Source organism: Ruminococcus sp. NK3A76 (assembly GCF_000686125.1).
Taxonomy (GTDB): Bacteria; Bacillota; Clostridia; order Oscillospirales; family Ruminococcaceae; genus NK3A76.
This window is the reverse complement of sequence record NZ_JMMA01000002.1, coordinates 1071022-1092812: the sequence shown is the minus strand read 5'-3', so window position 1 is coordinate 1092812 and position 21791 is coordinate 1071022. Positions and strand designations below refer to the sequence as shown.

The 21791-nt window shown below is 45.9% G+C and carries 24 protein-coding genes; 4 read left to right on the top strand and 20 right to left on the bottom strand.

Translation table 11 applies throughout. The annotated features are described in order from the left end of the window. Positions 1-6: 6 nt before the first annotated feature. The 6 genes from CD05_RS0105110 to CD05_RS0105085 all read right to left on the bottom strand — a co-directional run bounded on the left by CD05_RS0105110 (position 7) and on the right by CD05_RS0105085 (position 5851). Positions 7-1209, bottom strand: a complete 1203-nt coding sequence (locus CD05_RS0105110) for a saccharopine dehydrogenase family protein (RefSeq protein ID WP_028509582.1) — start codon at positions 1207-1209, stop codon at positions 7-9. A gap of 26 nt (positions 1210-1235) precedes the next feature. After that, on the bottom strand, positions 1236-2087 hold the full coding sequence (gene speB, locus CD05_RS0105105; RefSeq protein ID WP_028509581.1) for an agmatinase: 852 nt from the start codon (positions 2085-2087) through the stop codon (positions 1236-1238). Next, on the bottom strand, positions 2080-2928 hold the full coding sequence (gene speE, locus CD05_RS0105100; protein ID WP_028509580.1) for a polyamine aminopropyltransferase: 849 nt from the start codon (positions 2926-2928) through the stop codon (positions 2080-2082). Before speE ends, speB begins: the two co-directional genes overlap by 8 nt. A 13-nt stretch (positions 2929-2941) precedes the next feature. Beyond that, positions 2942-4387: an aminotransferase class I/II-fold pyridoxal phosphate-dependent enzyme gene (locus CD05_RS0105095; protein WP_198021571.1), complete on the bottom strand. Its 1446-nt coding sequence runs from the start codon at positions 4385-4387 to the stop codon at positions 2942-2944. Positions 4388-4409: 22 nt separating this feature from the next. Next, positions 4410-5219 carry an adenosylmethionine decarboxylase gene (gene speD / locus CD05_RS0105090; RefSeq protein WP_028509578.1) on the bottom strand — a complete coding sequence of 270 codons (810 nt, stop codon included), beginning with the start codon at positions 5217-5219 and terminating at the stop codon, positions 4410-4412. A gap of 155 nt (positions 5220-5374) precedes the next feature. Then, positions 5375-5851 (bottom strand): PTS glucose transporter subunit IIA, encoded by a 477-nt coding sequence (locus CD05_RS0105085; protein WP_028509577.1) that lies wholly within the window; start codon positions 5849-5851, stop codon positions 5375-5377. 276 nt (positions 5852-6127) lie between these two features. On the opposite strand from CD05_RS0105085, the gene CD05_RS0105080 reads away from it, so the two are divergent. Beyond that, entirely contained in the window at positions 6128-8062 is a 1935-nt protein-coding gene (locus tag CD05_RS0105080; protein ID WP_028509576.1) for an ABC-F family ATP-binding cassette domain-containing protein, read from the top strand. Between the two features lie 61 nt (positions 8063-8123). Here the strand turns inward: CD05_RS0105080 and CD05_RS21290 are convergent, their stop codons facing one another. The 5 genes from CD05_RS21290 to CD05_RS0105055 form a co-directional block, all read right to left on the bottom strand. After that, complete coding sequence (locus CD05_RS21290; RefSeq protein ID WP_278244766.1) at positions 8124-8249, bottom strand: hypothetical protein; 126 nt, start codon at positions 8247-8249, stop codon at positions 8124-8126. Positions 8250-8489: 240 nt separating this feature from the next. Further along, the gene (rpmB, locus tag CD05_RS0105070; protein ID WP_028509575.1) at positions 8490-8675 is read right to left on the bottom strand and encodes a 50S ribosomal protein L28; all 186 of its coding nucleotides are present in this window, start codon (positions 8673-8675) and stop codon (positions 8490-8492) included. A gap of 133 nt (positions 8676-8808) precedes the next feature. After that, complete coding sequence (locus tag CD05_RS0105065) at positions 8809-9147, bottom strand: hypothetical protein (RefSeq protein ID WP_028509574.1); 339 nt, start codon at positions 9145-9147, stop codon at positions 8809-8811. 43 nt (positions 9148-9190) lie between these two features. Then, positions 9191-10207, bottom strand: a complete 1017-nt coding sequence (gene prmA, locus CD05_RS17575; RefSeq protein WP_051588839.1) for a 50S ribosomal protein L11 methyltransferase — start codon at positions 10205-10207, stop codon at positions 9191-9193. Positions 10208-10267: 60 nt separating this feature from the next. Next, positions 10268-10600, bottom strand: coding sequence for a metalloregulator ArsR/SmtB family transcription factor (locus tag CD05_RS0105055; RefSeq protein ID WP_028509573.1), 333 nt, complete (start codon positions 10598-10600; stop codon positions 10268-10270). 379 nt (positions 10601-10979) lie between these two features. Between CD05_RS0105055 and rplM the strand changes: the two genes are divergently transcribed. The 3 genes from rplM to CD05_RS0105040 all read left to right on the top strand — a co-directional run bounded on the left by rplM (position 10980) and on the right by CD05_RS0105040 (position 13679). Beyond that, positions 10980-11411: a 50S ribosomal protein L13 gene (rplM, locus tag CD05_RS0105050; RefSeq protein ID WP_028509572.1), complete on the top strand. Its 432-nt coding sequence runs from the start codon at positions 10980-10982 to the stop codon at positions 11409-11411. Positions 11412-11428: 17 nt separating this feature from the next. Beyond that, positions 11429-11830: a 30S ribosomal protein S9 gene (gene rpsI, locus CD05_RS0105045; protein WP_028509571.1), complete on the top strand. Its 402-nt coding sequence runs from the start codon at positions 11429-11431 to the stop codon at positions 11828-11830. A 400-nt stretch (positions 11831-12230) separates the two neighbouring features. Next, on the top strand, positions 12231-13679 hold the full coding sequence (locus tag CD05_RS0105040; protein ID WP_347495030.1) for a carbon starvation CstA family protein: 1449 nt from the start codon (positions 12231-12233) through the stop codon (positions 13677-13679). A gap of 184 nt (positions 13680-13863) precedes the next feature. On the opposite strand, the gene CD05_RS21070 is transcribed toward CD05_RS0105040, so the two are convergent. The 9 genes from CD05_RS21070 to CD05_RS0104990 form a co-directional block, all read right to left on the bottom strand. Further along, on the bottom strand, positions 13864-14391 hold the full coding sequence (locus CD05_RS21070; protein WP_051588838.1) for a GGDEF domain-containing protein: 528 nt from the start codon (positions 14389-14391) through the stop codon (positions 13864-13866). Between the two features lie 134 nt (positions 14392-14525). Beyond that, positions 14526-14747, bottom strand: coding sequence for a hypothetical protein (locus CD05_RS21065; protein ID WP_028509569.1), 222 nt, complete (start codon positions 14745-14747; stop codon positions 14526-14528). 316 nt (positions 14748-15063) lie between these two features. Further along, positions 15064-15612, bottom strand: coding sequence for a hypothetical protein (locus CD05_RS19545; protein ID WP_051588837.1), 549 nt, complete (start codon positions 15610-15612; stop codon positions 15064-15066). Positions 15613-15721: 109 nt separating this feature from the next. After that, positions 15722-15964 carry a hypothetical protein gene (locus CD05_RS20840; RefSeq protein WP_028509568.1) on the bottom strand — a complete coding sequence of 81 codons (243 nt, stop codon included), beginning with the start codon at positions 15962-15964 and terminating at the stop codon, positions 15722-15724. A gap of 423 nt (positions 15965-16387) precedes the next feature. Then, positions 16388-17620, bottom strand: coding sequence for a tyrosine-type recombinase/integrase (locus CD05_RS0105010; protein WP_028509567.1), 1233 nt, complete (start codon positions 17618-17620; stop codon positions 16388-16390). A gap of 92 nt (positions 17621-17712) precedes the next feature. After that, the gene (locus CD05_RS0105005; RefSeq protein ID WP_028509566.1) at positions 17713-17922 is read right to left on the bottom strand and encodes an excisionase; all 210 of its coding nucleotides are present in this window, start codon (positions 17920-17922) and stop codon (positions 17713-17715) included. An 82-nt stretch (positions 17923-18004) separates the two neighbouring features. Beyond that, on the bottom strand, positions 18005-19345 hold the full coding sequence (locus tag CD05_RS0105000; RefSeq protein WP_242841234.1) for a relaxase/mobilization nuclease domain-containing protein: 1341 nt from the start codon (positions 19343-19345) through the stop codon (positions 18005-18007). A 32-nt stretch (positions 19346-19377) separates the two neighbouring features. After that, positions 19378-19728 carry a plasmid mobilization relaxosome protein MobC gene (gene mobC, locus CD05_RS0104995; RefSeq protein WP_242841233.1) on the bottom strand — a complete coding sequence of 117 codons (351 nt, stop codon included), beginning with the start codon at positions 19726-19728 and terminating at the stop codon, positions 19378-19380. A gap of 1129 nt (positions 19729-20857) precedes the next feature. Beyond that, positions 20858-21784, bottom strand: a complete 927-nt coding sequence (locus CD05_RS0104990) for a DUF4268 domain-containing protein (RefSeq protein WP_028509563.1) — start codon at positions 21782-21784, stop codon at positions 20858-20860. Positions 21785-21791: the final 7 nt, after the last annotated feature.

Here is a 21791-nt window from a genome sequence, read left to right as displayed (position 1 = left end):
CTCTCATCAGTCTACGAGCACGGGATCGAAATTCTCTGTCCAGGGCAGGCCCCACTTATTGAGCGCTTCCATGAACGGATCGGGATCGAATTCCTCGACGTTATAAACGCCGGGCTTCTTCCACTTGCCTGTGAGCACCATCATAGCGCCTATCATTGCAGGAACGCCTGTGGTGTAGGATATAGCCTGCGAGCCGACCTCCTTATAGCATTCCTGGTGGTCGCAGACGTTATATACATAGTAGGTCTTGTCCTTGCCGTCCTTCTTGCCCTGGAAGATACAGCCGATATTGGTCTTGCCCTTTGTTCTGGGGCCTAAAGATGCAGGGTCAGGCAGAACAGCCTTTAAGAACTGGAGCGGAACTATCTCCTTGCCCTCGTACATGATAGGCTCGATAGATGTCATGCCGACGTTCTCTAAGCACTTAAGGTGTGTAAGATAGCTCTGGCCGAAGGTCATGAAGAAGCGTATCCTCTTGATGCCCTTGATATTGAGAGCGAGAGATTCAAGCTCCTCGTGGTGGAGAAGATACATATCCTTCTCGCCCACCTGGTCGAAGTTATATACTCTCTTTATCTCCATAGGCTCTGTCTCTACCCACTTGCCGTCCTCGATATAGCTGCCCTTAGCGGAAACCTCGCGGATATTTATCTCGGGGTTAAAGTTAGTAGCAAACGGGTAGCCGTGGTCGCCGCCGTTGCAGTCGAGGATATCTATATAGTTTATCTCATCGAAATAATGCTTCTGAGCATAAGCGCAGAACACGCCTGTAACGCCGGGGTCAAAGCCTGAGCCAAGCACGGCTGTGATGCCTGCTTTTTCAAATCTCTCACGGTATGCCCACTGCCAGCTGTATTCAAACTTAGCTGTATCCTCGGGCTCATAGTTTGCTGTGTCAAGGTAATCGACCTTGCATTCCAGGCAAGCGTCCATTATATGCAGATCCTGATACGGGAGTGCAACGTTTATGCATATATCAGGCTTATACTCCTTCATAAGAGCCACAAGCTCAGGGACATTATCAGCATTTACCTGTGCAGTAGTGATATTGGTCTTAGTCTTGCCCTGGAGCTCCTCCTTGAATTTATCGCACTTTGCCTTTGTACGGCTTGCGATACAGATATCGGTAAACACCTCACTGTTCTGGCAGCACTTGTGTATTACAACACCTGCAACGCCGCCTGCACCGATTATAAGTGCTCTTGACATTTAGCATCATTCCTTTCTATTATATTCTAACCTATAAAGCTGAGTATTATTTCTCTTAGTATCTTGCAGGCAAGGGCTGTCGAGCGTCCTGTCTGGTCATACACAGGGGAAAGCTCGTTGACATCAAAGCCTACTATATCAAGCTCTGAAAGGCTTATAACGGCCTTCAGAAGCTCCTTGAAGCTGACACCGCCTGCCTCGGGAGTGCCAGTGCCGGGGAACTCCGAGGGGTCGAGCACATCAAGGTCAAGCGTGAAGTAAACAGGCTTGCCCTTTAGCTTTTTGACGACCTCATCAAGCGTTTCAAGGTCAAATCTATGCATTGTGGTATGAGCCTTTGCAAACTCAAACTCATCTCTGTCGCCCGACCTGATGCCGAACTGGAATATCTTATTATCCCCCACTATATCGTGGCATCTGTGCAGCACGCAGGCGTGTGAGAGTTTGACACCGAGGTAGTCATCTCGCAGGTCTGCATGGGCATCGAAGTGGATCATATGCAGGTCACTGTACTTTTTAGCAACCGCCCTTACAGCGCCGAGGGTGACAAGATGCTCGCCGCCTATCATGCAGGGTATCTTTCCGTCATTAAGTATCGTCGCAGTTCTTTCTTCGATATCGGCAAGAGCCTGTGTCGGCTCACCGAATGGCAGCTCAAGGTCACCGCTGTCGAACACCCTGACATCGAGAAGGTCCTTCTCCTGATAGGGAGAAAAAGTCTCTATACCGAAGCTCTCGCTCCTCATAGCAGCTGACGCAAAGCGTGTGCCGGGTCTGAAAGAGGTCGTACTGTCAAAGGGAGCGCCGAAAAGGACTATCTTTGCGTCCTCATACTCGCAGTCGCACCCGATAAAGGTCGAAACATTCTTATCAAGCATCTTCAAGCACCTCCAGCACATCATTCGGGAGTGCGAAGCAGCCCTGATGCAGTTTTGTGTTATAGTATTTCATCTTAAGGCCGAACTGCTCCCACTTCTCAGCCTGCATATCGTACACCGGGTGCAGGTTCTTTGATGCAAAGCCAAAGAGCCAGTGCCCCGAAGGGTATGTCGGTATATGCGCCTGGTAGACCATTGTCACCGGGAAAGCCGAGCCTATACGCTTATGTGTGCGCTTTACCATATCGACATAGCTGTCGTAGTAGGTGCTCTCATGCTGGTTTATGAGTATTCCTGTATCTGTGAGCGCCTTGAAGCAGTTGCCGTAGAATTCCTTTGTAAAAAGACCCTCGCCCGGGCCGAAGGGGTCAGTCGAATCAACGATTATGAGGTCATACTCATTCTGCTTTCTGCGGACATATTTTAGCCCGTCCTCAAAATAGAGCTCGACCCTCTCGTCGTCGAATTTGCAGGCTGTCTGAGGGAGGTACTGCTTGCAGACCTCGACCACCTGCTTGTCTATCTCGACCATATCTATATGCTCGATAGTCGGGTAGCGTGTCAGCTCTCTTATCGTGCCGCCGTCGCCTGCGCCGATAACGAGAACATTCTTTATATCCGGGTTGACAGCCATAGGAACAGCCGTCACCATTTCGTGGTAGATATACTCGTCCTTTTCGGTGAGCATTATAAACCCGTCAAGCACGAGCACTCTGCCGAACTCATAGGTATCGAACACATCTATATCCTGATAATAGCTCTTGCCCGAGTAAAGCTGTTTTTTCACCTTGATAGTGAAATTGACATCATCTGTATGCTTTTCTGTAAACCAAAGATCCATAATGTGCCTTCCCTTATATTACAACGTTGATATTGTTTATCTCAAGATCCTCTGTACCTGTGAGGAAGCAGCCCTTTTCCTTGCAGTAGGCTATATAGTCGAGGATATCGCCTGTTATCCTCTCGCCGGGGGCAAGGATAGGTATTCCGGGCGGATAGCACATAACGAACTCTCCGCATATCATGCCCTCCGAGCTGCCTATAGGCACGCTTTTTTTCTCGCTGTAGAAAGCCTGCTGCGGCGCAAGGACTACCTGAGGGTTTATATATTCGTGGTCGAACATTCCCGAGGGGTCTTTGCCGTAGAGCCTTTTTATCTCGCCGAGCGAGGAGATAAAGCGCTCTATTTCGAGCTCTCTGTCGCCTGCCGAGACGATAGCGAGGATATTGCCTATATCGCCGAACTCTATCTGAATATCGTAGTCATCTCTGAGAATATCGTACACCTCAACGCCTGCGAGCCCGACCTCTCTTGTATGGACGGACAGCTTGGTGCTGTCGAATGCGAAGAAATCATCACCGTTTTCAAGCTCTCGGCCGAAGGCGTAGTAGCCGCCTATCTTATTTATCTCCTCTCTTGCATAGTCGGCGTAATCGACCGACTTTCTGAACATCTCCCTGCCGTTTAAGCAGAGGTTCTTTCTTGCAAGGTCTAAAGACACCATGAGCAGGTATGAGCCGCTGGTCGTCTGGGTGAGGTTGATTATCTGTCTAACATAGCCCTCGCTGATGCTCTTACTGCAAAGCAGGAATGAAGACTGTGTAAGCGAGCCGCCTGTCTTATGGATAGAAACAGCCGCCATATCAGCCCCTGCCGCCATAGCATTGACAGGCAGCCCCTCGCCGAAATAAAGGTGGGTGCCGTGCGCTTCGTCAGCGAGCACGAGCATACCGTGGGCGTGGGCTATCTCGCATATTTTTCTTATATCCGAGCAGACACCGTAGTAGGTCGGATTATTTACAAGCACCGCCTTGGCATCGGGATTTGCAAGGATAGCAGCTTCAACGTCCCTTACGCTCATTCCGAGAGGGATACCGAGCTGCTTATTCGTACCGGGATTAACATAAACAGGCACAGCGCCGCACACAACGAGCGCATTTATAGCGCTTCTGTGGACGTTACGGGGCATGATTATCTTATCCCCTGCCTTACAGGCTGTGAAGACCATTGCCTGCACGGCAGCTGTTGTGCCGTTGACTATAAAAAACGTATGCTCTGCGCCGAAGGCCTCGCTTGCGAGCTCCTCAGCCTCTTTGATAACAGAGACCGGGTGGCAGAGGTTATCAAGGGGCTTCATGGAGTTTACGTCTACCTTAAGGCAGTTCTCCCCCAGAAAGTCCCGAAGCTCCTTATTCATACGCCCGCCCTTATGACCGGGGACATCGAGCCTTACCACCCTGTTTCTCAGGTGGCGTTTAAGTGCATCATATATCGGTGCTGTGTTCTGGTCTTTGCCCAATTTATCAAATGCTCCTTTTTTATCAGTATATATTCTGGCCGCTGAATATCTCTATCATCTCACGCCTGAGGCTGTCTGTGATATCGAGCCTCTGCTTGGGCGAGAGCTCATACACGTCCTTATTGAAGAGATAGTTCTGAAGCTCGATATCCTTTATGAGCATCTTGGTATGGAATATATTTGACTGATACACATTAACATCAATTGCATCGTATTTCTCGAGAGTTGACCTGTCGATATAATCCTGGATAGACTTTATATCGTGGTCGATGAAATACTTCTTGCCGAGCACATCTCTCGTAAAGCCCCTTACCCTGTAGTCGATAGTGATGATATCGCTGTCAAAGCTGGCGATAAGGTAATTGAGGGCATTAAGCGGTGATATCATACCGCAGGTGGAAACGTCTATATCGACACGGAAGGTGGATATAGAGTTATCCGGGTGGTATTCAGGGAAGGTATGCACGGTAACGTGGCTCTTATCAAGGTGAGCGTGTACTGACTTATGTGCTGCCTTATAGTTGCCCTGGTTACAGGAGATATCAATAGAGCTCTCATCAAGCTCCTTCTCGGCTATGAGCACGTTTACCGATGCACCCTGAGGATCATAGTCCTGCTTTGAGATATTGAGCACCCTTGCGCCTATCATCTCGGTCACATCGCACAGTATCTTAGTCAGACGCTCGCTGTTATACTGTTCATCTATATATGCAATATAATCCTTCTGCTCACGCTCACTTTTTGCGTAGCAGACATCATATATATTAAAGCTCAGTGTTTTGGTGAGATTATTGAACCCATAAAGAGTCAGCTTCTGTTCCATGTTAAACATCCCGCCCCTTCATATTTATCGTATATACGATATATTATAACATATAATTATGAAAATGTATAGTCCTTTTAAGACTTTTTTTACAAAAAAGCAAGGCCTGCAGGGTGGTTCAGGTCCTGCAGGCCTCATTCTAATATAAAAACAAAGCTTTTCAATTATTTATAGCGCAGCACGGAGCTTTTGACATCAAGCACCTTCTGCGGCAAAAGCTCGAAGGTATCAAACTTATCGCTGTTGCTGACAACTACCTCGACTGTGCATTTATTATCCTCATCAGGCTGCTTACAGCCTATCACGCAGAGCCGCTGCCCCTGGGCTATAGTCTCCTTCTCGACTATATGAGGGGTCGACGGCTGCATAGAGTCACACTTACTGTCCTTCCCGACGTGGACGAGCACCTTCATGCCGTCGTCGGATATGATATTATACGAATGCCCGTTATTCGATATCTTCTCGATGATACCGCTCACAGGGCTGAACACCTCATCGCTCTCGGTAGTTACCGCATAGCCGTCTCCGAGGACACCTGTAGAATATATCGTGTCGCCCAACTCGGAGATAGGGATAACCACACCGGTGCAGGCAGCAGTCATATATTTATACGAAGGATCATAGTTTTCATTCTTACCCATTCCAAACAACGCAGACACCCCATTCCTCGAACAATTCTTTTGTTATTCATAATTATATCACATTTCACTGTATTTTTCAAGGGGTAAATGAGCAAAAATTCATAATTTCATAATTATTGTATAAATACACAAATGAAACGGTTTCAATTTGTAGCTTTTTGTACTTGATTTTTTGAGCAGATTATTATTTTAATATTAATATCATCTTGAAAAATAAATGGATATAATGTATAATAAAAGTATAACATAAGACACTTAGCGCAAGGAGAAAACAAAATGCTGATAGATCTTCAGAACGTATACAAGTATTTTGACGGAAATCTGATACTCAAAGATATATGCCTGACAATAGAAGACAGAGAGACAGTCGGCTTAGTGGGGCGAAACGGCTGCGGAAAGAGCACGCTGCTCAGGATAATCACCGGCATGGAGGAGCTTGACAGGACAGTTGACGGCAAGGGCTCTGTGAACATATCGGGCAAGACGACTATAGGCTTTTTACAGCAGAACAGCGGCCTTGACGTTGATTCCACGATAGATGAGGCGATGCACCTCCCCTTCAAGGAGCTTATTGACATACAGAAGCAGATGAAAGAGCTCGAACAGGTGATGTCGGTTGACGGTGAGATGAACGAGGCGGCAGAGAGATATGCTGAACTGTCGGCTTACTTCGAGGCAAGAGACGGCTACAGGATAGAAGTCAAGATAAACACGATACTTAACGGCATGGGCTTTGAGAACACGCCCAAGGACAGGATAATATCTACCCTGTCGGGCGGCGAGAAGACAAGGCTTGCTATGGCGAAGCTGCTGCTTGAAGAGCCCAACCTGCTGATACTTGACGAGCCGACCAACCACCTTGACCTCAGAACGCTCGGCTGGCTGGAAGACCATTTAAAGGGCTACAAGGGCTCCGTGCTGATAGTCTCGCACGACAGATATTTTTTAAACAAGCTCTGCACAAGGATATGCGAGATAGAAAACTGTGTTCTCACAAGCTACAAGGGCGATTACTCGGCGTATCTTGTACAGAAGGAGATGCAGAACGAGCGTCAGCTAAAGGAATACGAGGCACAGCAGAAGGAGATAGCCAAGCTCGAAGACTACATAGTACGCAACAAGACAAGGGCTTCCACCGCAAAAATGGCAAAGAGCAGGCAGGCTATGCTCGACCGCATGGAGATAGTAGACAAGCCGCTGATGTATCAGAAGCCGCCGAGGATAAAGCTCGAATACGACATAGAGCCTGTAAAGGACGTACTCGACATAAAGGGCGTTGAGGTCGCTGTAGGCGAGGGCGAGAAACGGCGTGAGCTGATAAAGAGTCTTGACCTGCACGTCAGAAGGAGCGAGCACATAGCCATTGTCGGGGCAAACGGCATAGGCAAGACCTCTGTGCTCAAAGTGATACAGGGCATAATACCGCACGAGAACGGCACTATACGCTGGGGCGGAAACGTAAAGCTCTCCTACTTCGAGCAGGAGAACACGACACTCAACCCGCACTCGACTGTGCTTGACGAGATAATGCACCGCTTCCCGAGGCTGACTGAGAAGGACGCAAGGAGCGCCTTAGCAGCCGTTCTGATAGGCGCTGAGGACGTGACAAAGCCTACATCAGTGCTCAGCGGCGGCGAGCGAGCCAAGCTATGCTTTGCGATAATGGCTTTCACAAGGGGCAACGTGCTCATTCTCGACGAGCCGACCAACCACCTTGACCTTGCGACAAAGGAAGTGCTTGACGACGTACTGGCGGCGTTTGAGGGTACTATTATCCTCGTATCGCACGACAGATACCTGATAAACAAGGTCGCAACGAAGGTCATAGAGGTGACAGAAGACGGCACAGAACAGTTTGAGGGCAACTACGACGACTACTTTGAGCAGAAGAAGCTCGCAGCGCAGGCTATGGCGATGACCGAGCAGCAAAAGCGTGAGCAGCAGCAGAGGGCTGAATACGAGCAGAAGAAGCAGAACCAGTACCGCTCGAAGCAGCAGAGAGCCGAGAGTGCAAAAAAACGCCTGCGTATCTCCGAGCTTGAAAAGGAGATAGAAGCGCTTGAAGTAAAGATATTCCAGCTTGAAAACGAGATAGCCGACCCTGAGATATCCTCTCATTTTGAGGTGATGAGCGAAAAGTGCAGCGAGCTTGATGCTGCCAGGGCATCACTTGATGAGAAGATGGACGAATGGGCATCGCTTGAAGACTGAAAATGAAAAACCTGCCGGCAAGGAGCTTATTATCCTTACGGCAGGTGTTTTTTATCTCATATCAGAGGAACTGAACCACTTGATAGTTCTGCGTGGTGTTATCGGGCTGAGACTCAGCCTCCTCAGAATATGCGGCGACAACGAACGCCAGAACGAATGCTGCGGCTGTTATAACATACTTTCTCATGACCGATACCTCCCTTTAATTTTTATCCGCTGAAAACATTATAAATGCTCATGATGATTTTTGCAAGACATTATTACACAACTGTAACCACACTTGTAAAGCTGCACAAAAAACGTTTAAGCAATTATGCAACGTTGCCAAATATTTTTACAAAATACCATTTCACGCCTTTACACACAAAATAAAAAGACCGCACACATCAAAGTGAACGGTCAATATTATCTGTGTTACTACTTGTTATCAAGCTCTCTCAACAAGACCTGAACGTAAGCATCTTGTGCAAGCATAGATATGCTTAGGCGAGCCTGCTACTACTGCCTTAACTCTCTTTACGTTAGGCTTCCATGTCCTGTTTGTTCTTCTGTGTGAGTGAGATACCTTGATACCGAAAGTTACACCCTTTCCGCAAATATCACATTTTGCCATTAGGTTGCACCCCCTTCTTAAAAATAACTGATTAACTAATATTCACAACAAAATATATTATAACATTTATCCCCGGAAAATGCAAGGGGTTTTCAGGATTTTTTATAATTCCTTAAAATTTTGTACAATCTGCTCAATTAAGTCCCTCAGAATAGGTGATAGGAAGTGCAAATAGCACGCCTGCATTGGGCTTATCGAACTCACCTGTCACGCTCTTGACTGCCTTTATAGCTGTATCGAGCTGGTCATCATGCACTGCGACGAAGATAGTCTTGCCCTTCTGAGCCTCGTCGTTGCCTTTAAGTATCTCACGCAGCACCGATATAGCCGGCAGGTTATCCATACCCGAGATAGACTTTGCCATGCCCGTTGAATCGAGCGCTGTGCCTCCATGTATACCGGAAGCTGCAAGAGACTTCATTATATCGTCAAGCAGTTCCGTTCTCTTTATGATTATAAATAGCAGCTGCATTTGTAACTCCCTCCATCATTTTTCATTTCCGCTTTTTTACGCCTTAGCCTTCTTCCTCATCATCTTCGGTATAGTCACTTAGATTAGGGTTTCTCGGGGTGGTGAACATTCCTGCCACCCAGTCGTTGCTTATTCTCACGCCGCAGGAGATAAGACCCTTTGACTTTAGCACCTTATGGACTTCCTCTGCCCTTTCCCTTATGATGCCTGACACGATAAGCACGCCGTCATCGCTGAGGAAATCTGCAAAATAGTCGCTCATAGCTATCAAAACATCAGCCACGATATTAGCGCACACCTGCTGGTAGCCGCCGCCTATCTTTTTCCTGAGCTCCTCGTCTTCACAGATATTGCCGCAGTAGAGCTCATAGCTCTCAGCAGGGATACCGTTCTTTTCGAGGTTCTGTCTTGCTATCTTGACCGAGTTCTGGTCGATATCGACAGCCGTGAGCTTTGTTGCACCGAGCTTTGCCATAGCCACAGACAGAATACCGCTGCCGCAGCCGAGGTCGAGCACCTTATCGCCCTCACACACTCTGCCGTCAAGCAGGTCAAGGCACATTTTAGTAGTATCATGCTGGCCTGTACCGAAGCTGGATTCAGGGTCGATATAGATAACTCTCCTGTCGGGAGCGACGTTGACCTTTTCCCACGAGGGGCTGACGACTATCCTCTCACCGACTGCGAAGGGCTTGAAATACTGCTTCCAGTTATTTGCCCAGTCTTCCTCATTTACAGTCTTCTCGACATATTCGAGCTTACCGAACTTACCCTCAGTATCACGCTGCTTCATAGCCGCAAGCTCAGCGCCGAGGTCTTTAAGCATCTGCTCGCCCTGCTCATTTTCAGGCAGGTAGCAGGTAACGCTGTTTTCCTTATTCTTAAGGCCGAGGAGCGAATCGTCGATATAATCCCAGTTAGCCGACTTATCCTCTGTAAAGGCCTTGAATTCCTCGCTGTCGTTTATCACGAAGCCATTGATACCAAGAAGCTCCAGGCAGCCTGTAAGCGGTTCAAGACCCTCCTTGGTAGTAAATATCTCTATCTCACGCCATTGCATAGTTTATCTTCCTTTCGATACTTCGCCTATATATAATTATAGTATTCACACAGCAGGCAGTTATTCATTGATATGTTCAAGACCCATAGACATAATAGTATGCACATGGTCATCCGATACCGAATAGTAGACTGCCTTACCCTCACGTCTGTATTTCACGAGTCTTGCCTGTTTGAGAACACGCAGCTGGTGTGATATACCCGACTGGGTAACTCCAAGAAGTGCAGCAATATCAGAAACGCCGAGCTCGCCGTTTTTCAGGGCGCAGAGTATCCTGATACGGGTAGGGTCGCCGAGCACCTTAAAGAGTTCCGAGAGGTCAAGAACCTCCTCCTCGACAGGCATTTTACTGTCAATTGCATTGATATCTGCTTTTAAATGCTCATGAGCCATAGCTCCACTCCCCTGCTGCGTAAAATAACATTACATCATCTTCAACAAATGATATAGTTATTATACCACAAATCTGATCTCTTGTCAAATCTTCTGGGTAAAATTTAACACCTTTAGGATAACAAAGCACGACATTTCGGGGCATTTTCACCAAAAATGCAAAACTGGAATGACAGACGAGAACGAGAGAAAAACGCAGAGATTTAAAGAGAATTAAAGAGATTGAGGGATATAAATTAAATTTCAGGCAAAATGACTATTGACAAGCGTGGAGAAATACTGTATAATAGGCTTTGTTGTGAAAACGCAGGCTTTATGCCTGATGACCCAAAGGCATACATTTTACAGTATGTCACAATAAGAAACGGAGGAATAAACTATGGCAACATATATGCCCAAGGCCGCTGATCTTGATGCACGCAAGTGGTACATCCTCGATGCAGAAGGCCAGTCTCTCGGTAGAGTTGCTGCTAAGGCTGCTCACATTTTAAGAGGCAAGCACAAGGTAACTTATGCTCCCCACGCTGACTGCGGTGATCATGTTATCATCATCAACTGCGAGAAGGCTGTTCTCACAGGCAAGAAGCTCGAGCAGAAGTATTTCAGATGGCACACAGGCTGGATAGGCGGCCTTAAGGAGATCAGCTACAAGGATCTCATGGAAAAGCAGGCTGACAGAGCTATGAAGATCGCTGTTGAGGGTATGCTCCCCAACAACACTCTTGGCAGAAAGGCTGCTACAAGACTCAGAACATACATCGGCGCTGAGCACAACAACGCTGCTCAGAAGCCTGAGAAATACGAGCTTTAATGAAAGGAGAGTTTTAAATGTACGAATCTAAGAAGCCCTACTTCTACGGCACAGGAAGAAGAAAGCACTCTGTAGCACGAGTTCGTGTTTACGAGGGCGAAGGTAAAATAACCATCAACGGCAGAGACATTGATGATTACTTTGGTCTTGAAACTCTCAAGCTCATCGTTCGTCAGCCCTTTGGCGTTACTGACACTAACGGCAAGTACGACATCGTTTGCACTGTTGCAGGCGGCGGCGTTACCGGTCAGGCTGGTGCTATCAGACACGGCCTCTCAAGAGCTCTTCTTCAGGCTGATCCCGAGTTCAGAGCTGTCCTCAAAAAGGAAGGCTTCCTCACTCGTGACCCCAGAATGAAGGAAAGAAAGAAGTACGGTCTCAAGGCTGCAAGACGTGCTCCGCAGTTCAGCAAGAGATAATCATTCCCGAACGTATTTTTATCAAAAACAACGAAAAACCTCGTAAACACCACGTTTGCGAGGTTTTCTTTATGCATGAAAATCACGCTGGAAACTGCTTAAAACCTGACGGTAGCACTCCTGTATTTATAATAATAGATTGAAGGCAAAAAGAATTATAGATTTGCTATTCTTAGGCATGACAAATGCGCCATGTGTCTGTAACTTCTTTCCATAACAAAACCTCCTATGGTTTCTATTTTACCATAGGAGGTCTTTTTTGTCATTGTACGTTTTTTCCCTGAGCGGTTCAGCTTACGCTTCGGGGCTTTTTCTGTCCCCTTGCTCCCCTATAACGCGCCTCTTGAAAACTCTTACAATTTGTGGTATACTTATATCAACGAATAATAAAGGAGGTTTTATGATGATATCGCTGCTTGTTTCATTTGCTGTGCTGATAGTGGGATATCTGATATACGGCAGACTTGCTGAGAGGGTGTTCTCGCCTGATGACAGGCAGACACCGGCTGTCGCAATAAACGACGGCGTGGACTGCGTGCCTATGAAGACCTGGAAGGCGTTTTTGGTGCAGCTGCTAAATATTGCAGGCACGGGGCCTATCTTCGGGGCACTCATGGGGGCTGTGTTCGGGCCGGTGGTGTTTTTGTGGATAGTCTTCGGCTCGATACTCGGCGGAGCTGTACATGACTATATGAGCGGTATGATAAGCTCACGCCACAGCGGCGCATCTGTAGCCGAGCTGTCCGGCACATATCTCGGCAAGGGTGCAAGGTGGGTCATGCGTGTGTTCTCGGTCGTGCTGCTCGTGCTGTGCGGAACCGTCTTCGTCACGAGCCCTGCCGGTCTTCTTGACAAGCTCACCCCCGACTGGATGAGCTCGACAGTGTGGGCTGTAATCATACTTGCATACTACCTACTTGCTACTCTGCTGCCTATAGACAAGCTCATCGGCAGCCTTTACCCGGTGTTTGCCGTGCTGCTCATAGTCATGGCAGGGGCAGTCATCGGCGGCATCGTATTCTCGGGCGGAGAATACACTATCCCTGAGCTGTCGATCAAAAACATCTCCCCTGACGGCACGCCGGTGTGGCCTTATATGTTCATCACGGTCGCCTGCGGTGCGATATCGGGCTTTCATGCAACACAGTCTCCTATGATAGCCAAGTGCATCACCACAGAGAAGGTCGGCAGGAAGGTGTTCTACGGCGCTATGATATCCGAGTCGGTCATTGCTCTCGTGTGGGCGGCGGCAGGCGTGTCATTCTACGGCACCACACAGCTGCTCAGTGAAGCGCTGTCAAAGGGCGCATCTAACGTCGTATATGACATCTCAACAGGCGTGCTCGGCACCTTCGGCGGCATACTCGCCGTTGCAGGCGTGGTTATCTGCCCTATCACATCGGGTGACACTGCATTCAGGAGCGCAAGGCTCATAATCGCCGAGACATTCAACCTTGAACAGAAGAAGATAAAGAACCGCCTGCTCATAACTATTCCCCTGCTTATCATCGGCGGACTGCTGACATGGTTCGCGGTGATAAACGACAACGGCTTTCAGACGGTATGGCGCTATTTCTCATGGAGCAATCAGACGCTTGCAATGGTTGCGCTATGGACTGCAACAGCCTACCTCTTAAAGCAGGGCAAATACCGTTTCGGCTCGCTGCTTACAGCCCTGCCGGCATCGTTTATGACCGCTGTGAGCCTGACCTACATACTCACCGCCAAAGAAGGCTTCGGGCTTGACTACAATGTTTCAGTCATAGCAGGTATATCCGCTTCGGCTGCAGCGTTTATAGTATACATACTTGCGCTGAGACGCAAAAAGCAGGAAGTTGCCGATAAATGATAAACAACAAGACCCGAAAGCACAGCGCAGGCGCAATTATGTAGTTTGCCTGCCAAATGAATAAATAATAAAAACAGAGGTATCGTCCCACAGACGATGATATTTAAAATCATCGACAAAGACGATACCTCTATTTTTCATTATTCTATCTTCTTTATTATTTCTTATTTCATCGGCTGCGCTTTTATGTCACGACCTTATTCTTGCCTGAATAGAGCCTCTCGTCGGCTTTTGATATCCAGCCGTCGTTAGTCATTTCCTCATCATAGCTTGCCACACCGATAGTAACAGTTATATGCAGCGTTGTCGTGTCGTAGCTGAACTCCTCGTCGGATATCCTCTGTCTGAGCGATTCTACAAGGCCTGTGCTGTCATTTACTGAGGAAAGGATAATAAACTCCTCACCGCCCCAGCGGCATATGATACAGCCGCTGCACACCTCCTGAGCTATCTCTGCGACCCTATGGAGTATGTAGTCGCCGCAGTTATGGCCGTAGGTATCGTTGACGTTCTTGAAATCGTCAATATCAAGCAGTGCGAGCCAGCGCTCCTTAGATGCACCTATACTCATATTATCAAGTGTACCCAGCAGGAAATGCCGGTTATAAAGCCCTGTGAGATTATCTCTCATAGCCATTTCTTCGAGCTTCTCCTCCGACCTGATAGCAACGTTATGGAACATCCACACATAGAGCATAACTATACTGAACAAGCTACCGAATTAAACGGCACAAGTATATCCACCGCACTCTGAGGCACATCGTAAAGCGGCTCATTATTTCTTGCATAGGCATATACGCCTGCGTAAGCGAGGACGTGTACTGCCAGTATAGGCACGAAGGGCAGCTACTTTTTGAGCACTCGTTTATGCATATAGCTGTTATAGCTTATACAAACGAGCATACCCAGCGCATATATCTGAAACGCAGGCCGTGTACCCATACTCACAACACCGGCTATCATCATCGCAAGTATCACGGTATAGATTATCAGCGTGGATATAAGATAGTGCTTTTTCAGTATCAGGTAGATATTTGAAGTGTTTACAACGAGCTTTACATATATCACATACCGGATAAAAGAAAGAATACATCAGTAAACAGCAGAAAACCGCCGAAGAAAAGTGTCAGATCCTTGATAAGGGCTGTATTTTGGTTAGTATCATTCATATGCCCAACTCGTAGTCTGTTATATACAGTTTATGGAAAAATATTAATTCATCATTAGTATATGGTTTTATTATACCACAAACAAATACATATTGCAATGGTTTTCTGCAACATATTCATTTTTATTAACATATATGTAAGGATATGAAAGTTAGATTTTGGTATTTCGAGACATAAGAGACCGGCTGCCCTCGTCAAGCAGCCGGTTATTTCTTCTATAGATATTCAATATACGGCAGCTTGCCGTGCTTGACCCAGTCACGCCGGGGGTAGCCCTCTATGTCCCGGTTGCAGGCGGTCAGCTGCACGCCGTCCTCCCACCGTGAGCTGCACTCGACCACAAGGCCGTCGCCAACGTATATGCCTATATGGTTGAGCTCCCACACGGCCTCGCCTATCTCGATGTGAGAAAAATCCTCAGACAGCTCCTCGCAGACGGTTATCATAACATCAGAGCAGATATCAGGCACGCCGTTTGAATCATACTCAGCTCCGCCGTCAATGTGCGTCTTGTCGCCCGACCAGCCCCACAGAACGCCCTTGATAAGGCAGACGCAGTCAAAGCCGAAAGTCTCGTCATCGGCAGCGTTTATCCTCTCGACCCTGTCGGGGCGCATATTGAAGCTGTATTTGGGAATATATATCTTCTTGTTCTCGGCGGTCATCGGTGCGCCGTAGCAGCCCATGATATACAGCGTTTTATAGTTTTTTACTATGTCGATCAGCTTTGCAGCAAGCTCCTTGTTTGTCATTACCTTGCCCATTATCTCTCCCCCTTTATTCTAAAACAACCATTGCTTGGGTTTCCTCCGTTTTGGGTGTTGTTATTCTTAGTTTAACACAGGGTGACGAGTATGTCAAGCAAAAAAGATTTCATACGTTGTCCTCCGTTCTGTCAAGATCGTCGCTTATATACTTATTGCCGATGTTTTTTATTCTATACTTAATTATACGCTCGGATTTGTCAAGGATTTGTTTTATGCGCATTACATTGGAATCCCTGATCGCAGATATCTCCGTAAGGCTCTTGCCTTCGCAAACATAAAGCAGCAGTATCACAAGGTGTATGATGCGCTGGAGAAGTTGAAGGGAGTAAGAAATGAAAGATAAATGCATATCAACGAATATCGCCAAAAATACATATTACAAAAAAATCCCGAAGCCGACCACTGAAATGCTCCCCTTTCGTTAGATTCCTAATTGGTATGTTTCTATTATACCACATTGTCTAACAAAAGGGGAGCATTTCATTCCTCGTCAGCTTCGGTATTCTGTTTCATATCAAACGTGTCCTCAATAATTCGGTCGTAAATTGGTCGTAAATCTCGTCCATCAGGTCAAAAAATCTGCGTATTTACGCCGTTTCTTAATCCAGCGACTTCATCGTCGGGATTGCTTTTCAGATCATAACATAACCCTTCACAGCTCTCCAACGCTCTATTTTTCAAGCTTTTTATAATACCGCCTGACACATATCTCTACGCTGATCTACGCTCGTTTATAAAAATTGGTGTCAAATTGGTGTCAGCGGTGGTGTCATCAGGTTATTTTGATCTTGCCGTCAAGCTCGGTGAACGATTTTTTCTTAGCGTCCTTTGTGGCTTCAGCATATACGTCCATCGTAGTCGCTATGTCTTTATGACCTAAGATCTCCTGAATGACCTTGATGTTGTTCTCATTCTCGCAGTAGCGAGTGGCGAATGTGTGTCTTAAATTGTGGCAGGAGAAATGAGGTATGATGACCGGCTCACGCTTCTGCTTTTCGGCAAGCTCTATCTCTTCAATGTTGTGTGCCTGCACTATCCGGCTGATCGCCCGATTTATCGTCTGCGGATTGTGAACATTGCCATAGCGATTAAGAAACACAAAATCTGTATAACCGTCGATAGTTACCTGACAGGTGATCTCCGCTTCCTTCTGGTACTCACGCTCGTTCAGAAGCGCCTGCCTGACCTCTGAAAGCATAGGTATTATCCTTTTGCCTGCTTCGGTCTTGGTGTCCTCGGAAATGCTGAAATAGCATTTGTTCTCCTCACGCTGATAATATGTGATACCGTGATTGATGTTGATAATACCATCATCAAAATCAATATCCTCCCAGCGAAGTGCGATGACCTCCGACACACGACAGCCCGTACCGAGAAAGAACGTGAACAGCGGCAGCCAGTGCCTGAACTTGGGATCGTTCTTTATGTACTCGATGAACGCTGTTTGTTCGGGTATCGTGAGAGCGTGACGCTTAGGCCGCTGATAGTTGTGAGCCAGCTTGCAGTCCTTTAATGCCATATCGGTCGGATTGTTCCTGATATACTCATCATCGACTGCGAGTGCAAACAACTGATGTATCACATTATGAATGATCTCGATAGTATTGAAAGATAAATTTCGTGTATCGTGAAGCTCGTTATAAAATCTGCGGACATCGGACTTGCGTACATCTTTCAATTTAGTCTTTCCAAATCCGTCCCTGACATACTGTTCATACATATAAGTGTAGTTTCCTCTTGTGGAGGAGCGCAGACCCTTTTTATCATTTTTCCATGCCTGAAACATATCATTCACCGTGATGTTTCTTGAGTCGGTGCGGATACCCTCATAAATATCATTCGTGATCTCAGCTTCTCTTTTGCGGAGTCCTTCCAGCGTCTGCGAATATATGCTGTGACGTTTACCCTGCTTGTCGGTCCAACGGTAGGAATACCTGTTTTCGGAATTACGGTAGGATTCGCCATCCTTCAAAACTCTGCCTTTATGATCTTTCCTTTTCTGCATTTTTATACTCCTTTCATGAATGCAAAAAGGAAACTTGGTATATCTGTATTATAGCACACCGGTTCCCGATTTGAAATAGTTACACATATTTTTTATATAGAAAACTGCCTTTCAAGAAACTCGTCCAGCTTCTTTCTCTTGATGAGCCTCTTACTGCCGACCCACAGCACGAATGGACAGTTCTTTTCATCTGAAAGCACTCTCAGCCGATTTATCCCGATACCGGAATAGAGTGCGGCTTCAGCGAGCGTTAGATTACTTTTCTCCCAAATTGGCACTTCGTTTGTTGTCTTTTTGTTCAAATATCTTCCCCCTTATAAATAGTTATTCTCTCTTATTGGTGCAATTGAAATAGTGCATTTCTATCACCTTCTCTGCTATTCTTTATCTGTGTGGTTTCTTTTTGTTTGTCTGTGTTTTGCGATGCTTTTCTTCTTCGACAAGATTGCTGATATAGTCACCCTTTGAAATCTCCCCATAGGTTTTGGCAATATCGCAGTACACGTCATAGCGCTGGCGAGTCTTTTCAAGCGTATCTTTTAGGGCATTGATCTTTGTTTGCAGGCTGTAGGTTTGATTACGCAGGTGGTCAATGTCTGCCTTGCTGTGAATGTTATTCTGTTCCATAGCCTGCCTGCAAATTGTGAGTTGAAGCTGCTCGGCGTCTAACAGCTTGTCCTTAGATGATAATTCATCAAAAAGCTGTGCCTGCTCCCATAGGCTTACAAGCCTGTTGTGTGCATCAATATAGTTATTGATCTCTCTCCTCTGTTTTTCATAGTCAGCACGCAGCTTAGCAATTCTCCCTTGCAGGTCACCAACGGATTTGATATTATCCTTGTTTATTACCGCAATCTGTGCCGACAACTTATACACATCAAGATCATTTTCAACAGAGTATGCAGCTGTGACGATTCTCTTGCGAGGGACTTTCTTTCGTTGGGCGGCAAGTATGCGAACGTCACCAATTATAGCAACATAGGCAGCCTGCAACTTTGAGTTTTCAGTTTGCTCGGGCGTATTTCCAGCACCCACCTCACGATAGCGAATGCGGGTATTCAAGCTATCCTCGGTGTACTCATCGCCCAGCGTTTTCGTTCTTACAAAGCGTTCCTGCCCGGGAGCTCTGATTGAGATATACTTGCTACGCTTGACTTCATAGCCATGTTCTTCGAGCATCTGCAAGAGTTCGTCAAGCGAATTGACAGTAGGTATCAGCTTGTCGATCTCATCACGAATTTGCTGTTTCCAAGAGGTGCCGTTCTTCTTGTGCTCCCATTCTTTATGGTTTATTGATTTGTCCTTGCCTGTGAGGTTGGGGTGAATGTCTATGCTAAATGCCTTGCACACTCCGTCCGATATTTCACGGATTCTCTTCAAAGACTTGCGGTTCGCATAATATTTCTTCCCGGACAGCGAATAGGAATTTATGATGATATGGCTGTGAAGATGATCCTTGTCAACGTGCGTTGCGATGACCGCCTGCACATCATCACCGAAAGCCTTGCGGAGAAATGCTTTTGCAATCTTGTGGGCGAGTTCGGGCGTGACATTGTCATCAGTAGCGAAACTCTGTATATAGTGGATAGCTTTTACCGAGCCTTTGCCTTGCAGCGGCGGAGGGCTGTTAAAATGGTCTTTGGCAAATTGGTCATAGACCAGCCGCATCTGCAAGTAAGCGGATTCAGCGTCGGTCATGCAATTTACCGATGCCGTGTAAAGCAAGTCCTCGGTCTTGTCGGGGTTGAGAATGTACCTCAGACTTTTCTCGACAGTAGCGTGGAGAGCGATAGATTTACAGTACGGAATAGCGATTCCACCTCTTTTCTCAAAGTTTCGTAGTCCTCAGCGTTGAGCGTGTTTGTTTCGTTCGCCTTTTTTGCAATCTGGTTGATGTTGCGTGAGATAGTTCGCATTCCGTTTATCATCGGTGCGACATTTTTCATATCGTAAAAGATCGGCTCATGGTCAAGTATCATTCTGCGGAGATATTTCGTTGTGTCGGTGTGACAAGCCTCAGCCCGACGCTCGATTTTCTCCCAGTCACTAAGGTCAAATGTCAGTTCCTTGCGTTTTACTTGTTTGTATTTTCTTGCTATTTTTATCAATCCTTTCTTTTGGTGATCTTCTTTGTGTTCCCCTCGAATGAGGGCTTTCGGTTTAGGGCGGCGGGTTCCCTAAACAACGATTTTGCGAGGGTATCGCAAAATCGGGATACGGATTTTTTCGGTGTACGGAAAAATCTATGCTTGCTATCTGATAGCTGTGAAATTAGGGTAAAAATGCGATTTTTCAAACAGCTATACCTTTGCCCGATAGGGCTGAATTTTGATTATTGCATTATGATTTGTCATTTCAAATGACCATTGGAAAAACCTCCTGAATAACTGCTTTGCCCGTATGGGATGTTGATTGATATGCATTCTTTGCTGCGTATGCAGCCGTGACTAAACTGCTTTCCAATAGTAAGGACAGTTTGAGCCGATTATATAAGCGGTTTCGAGAAAATTGTAATAATTATCTCAGTATTAAACAAATCCGCCCTGCGAAAAATGTATGGTTTGCATATAGCTGCTGCGGAGTAGTCGCCCCACCTTTCTGAACATGGTCTTTATCGTGACTTAGTAAGACTACTCTTCATAAGACACTACATAATGCAGCATATTTTTAAGTGATATTTTGCTCTCACGATACAAATTCTCTGTATTCAACAAATCAGCCCTATGGAAAATGTGCGACTTGCACAGCATTTTGATTAAAGAGGGCTCTAGCGGTTTGATAAAGATAAATATTCATCGAAAATAATAGCCTCTCACTTATACCTAGGATTTCGGGCAAAAAGTTAAGGCAAAATCAGCATCGTTCACAAAATATTTAGATTTACAACAGAATTCCACCCTAATAAAACAGAAACAGGCCACTGGTTCATTTGCGAACCCAGCGTCCTGTTAGCTTTATATTCATTTATATGAGGAGCTTTACAAGTGCAGTGATGATAACGAATAACCAACAATGTGAGTTGTTATGTCAGAATTTCTTGAGCATGCTCTCTTACGAATTGGATTTTTTGTCGTCCAAAATGAAAAGCCCTGAGAAATGCTTCAAGCAAATCTTAGGGCTTCATTGTTATTCTGATAAAATAGAGTATGTTGTTATCGTGGTATGCGTAAAAAATACAAAACTAATATGTGTTGAACTATTTATAGATGTGCCAATAGACTAATGGTTTGTAAATTATTATTTCACTCTATCCTTAAATACCGACTTCATCTTGATAACCTTATCTATCGCTTCGTCAATTAGAGCATCATAATTGCTATGGTCATCAAAATTCAAGCCGTCTATCCTATAAAGTATTCGGCTTGCCTTTGCGTTATCAAGCCTCTGCCAATCTAACTTAAAACCGAGCCGTTCTTCTATTTCTTCCCGATCTTCATATAGCTTATCAAATAATGCTTTGTTGGAATTGATATAGAGTTCCACACCTACATATGAATCCTTGTTTACAAGAGTTACGCTGATATGTGCGGCACTTGTGCCAATTGCAATATCATACCAATGGTCTGTTGTGGCTTTCCTTACACTAAACGGTTTTCCACGATCAATGATATGCTCATTAAACATAGTCCAAAATTCAACTCGTTCAGACTGCCTTTTATTCATAGCATCAGCGGATTTGTTGTTTTTGGACTCTTTGATGAAATCATTGGGCTGCTCAATGATCTGAAACATTGGTGCAGGATCAGAGTCCCCGATCTTGTATGCGTGAAGCTCGATCAGGAAAAAGTTTATATCCTTTGAAGTGTTGTTATTCAGCCATTCGATAGCACTTCTATGTTCATCTCTTGCTTCCTTTACGATCCATACAATGACTTTTGCATCAAGCCCCGAAGCGTATGTTATGATCTTACCGAGATGATCATGATTTGAGTTTTCAAGCTGATTTTCGATAATTACCTTGATACCTGTTGTTTCATCAACGGCAACAATATCACATCTATATGCTCCGACGTAGGCTTCGGTGTTAATATCAACGAGCGTTAAACCGAGCTTTTCGTTCAGCAGGGCAATATTATCGTCCTTAACAAGCCAAGCGGAGAAGTCATACTGCTCATAATGCCATAAGTCCCTAATCTCTACTTCTTGAAGTTTTCCTATTTTCATAATCTAC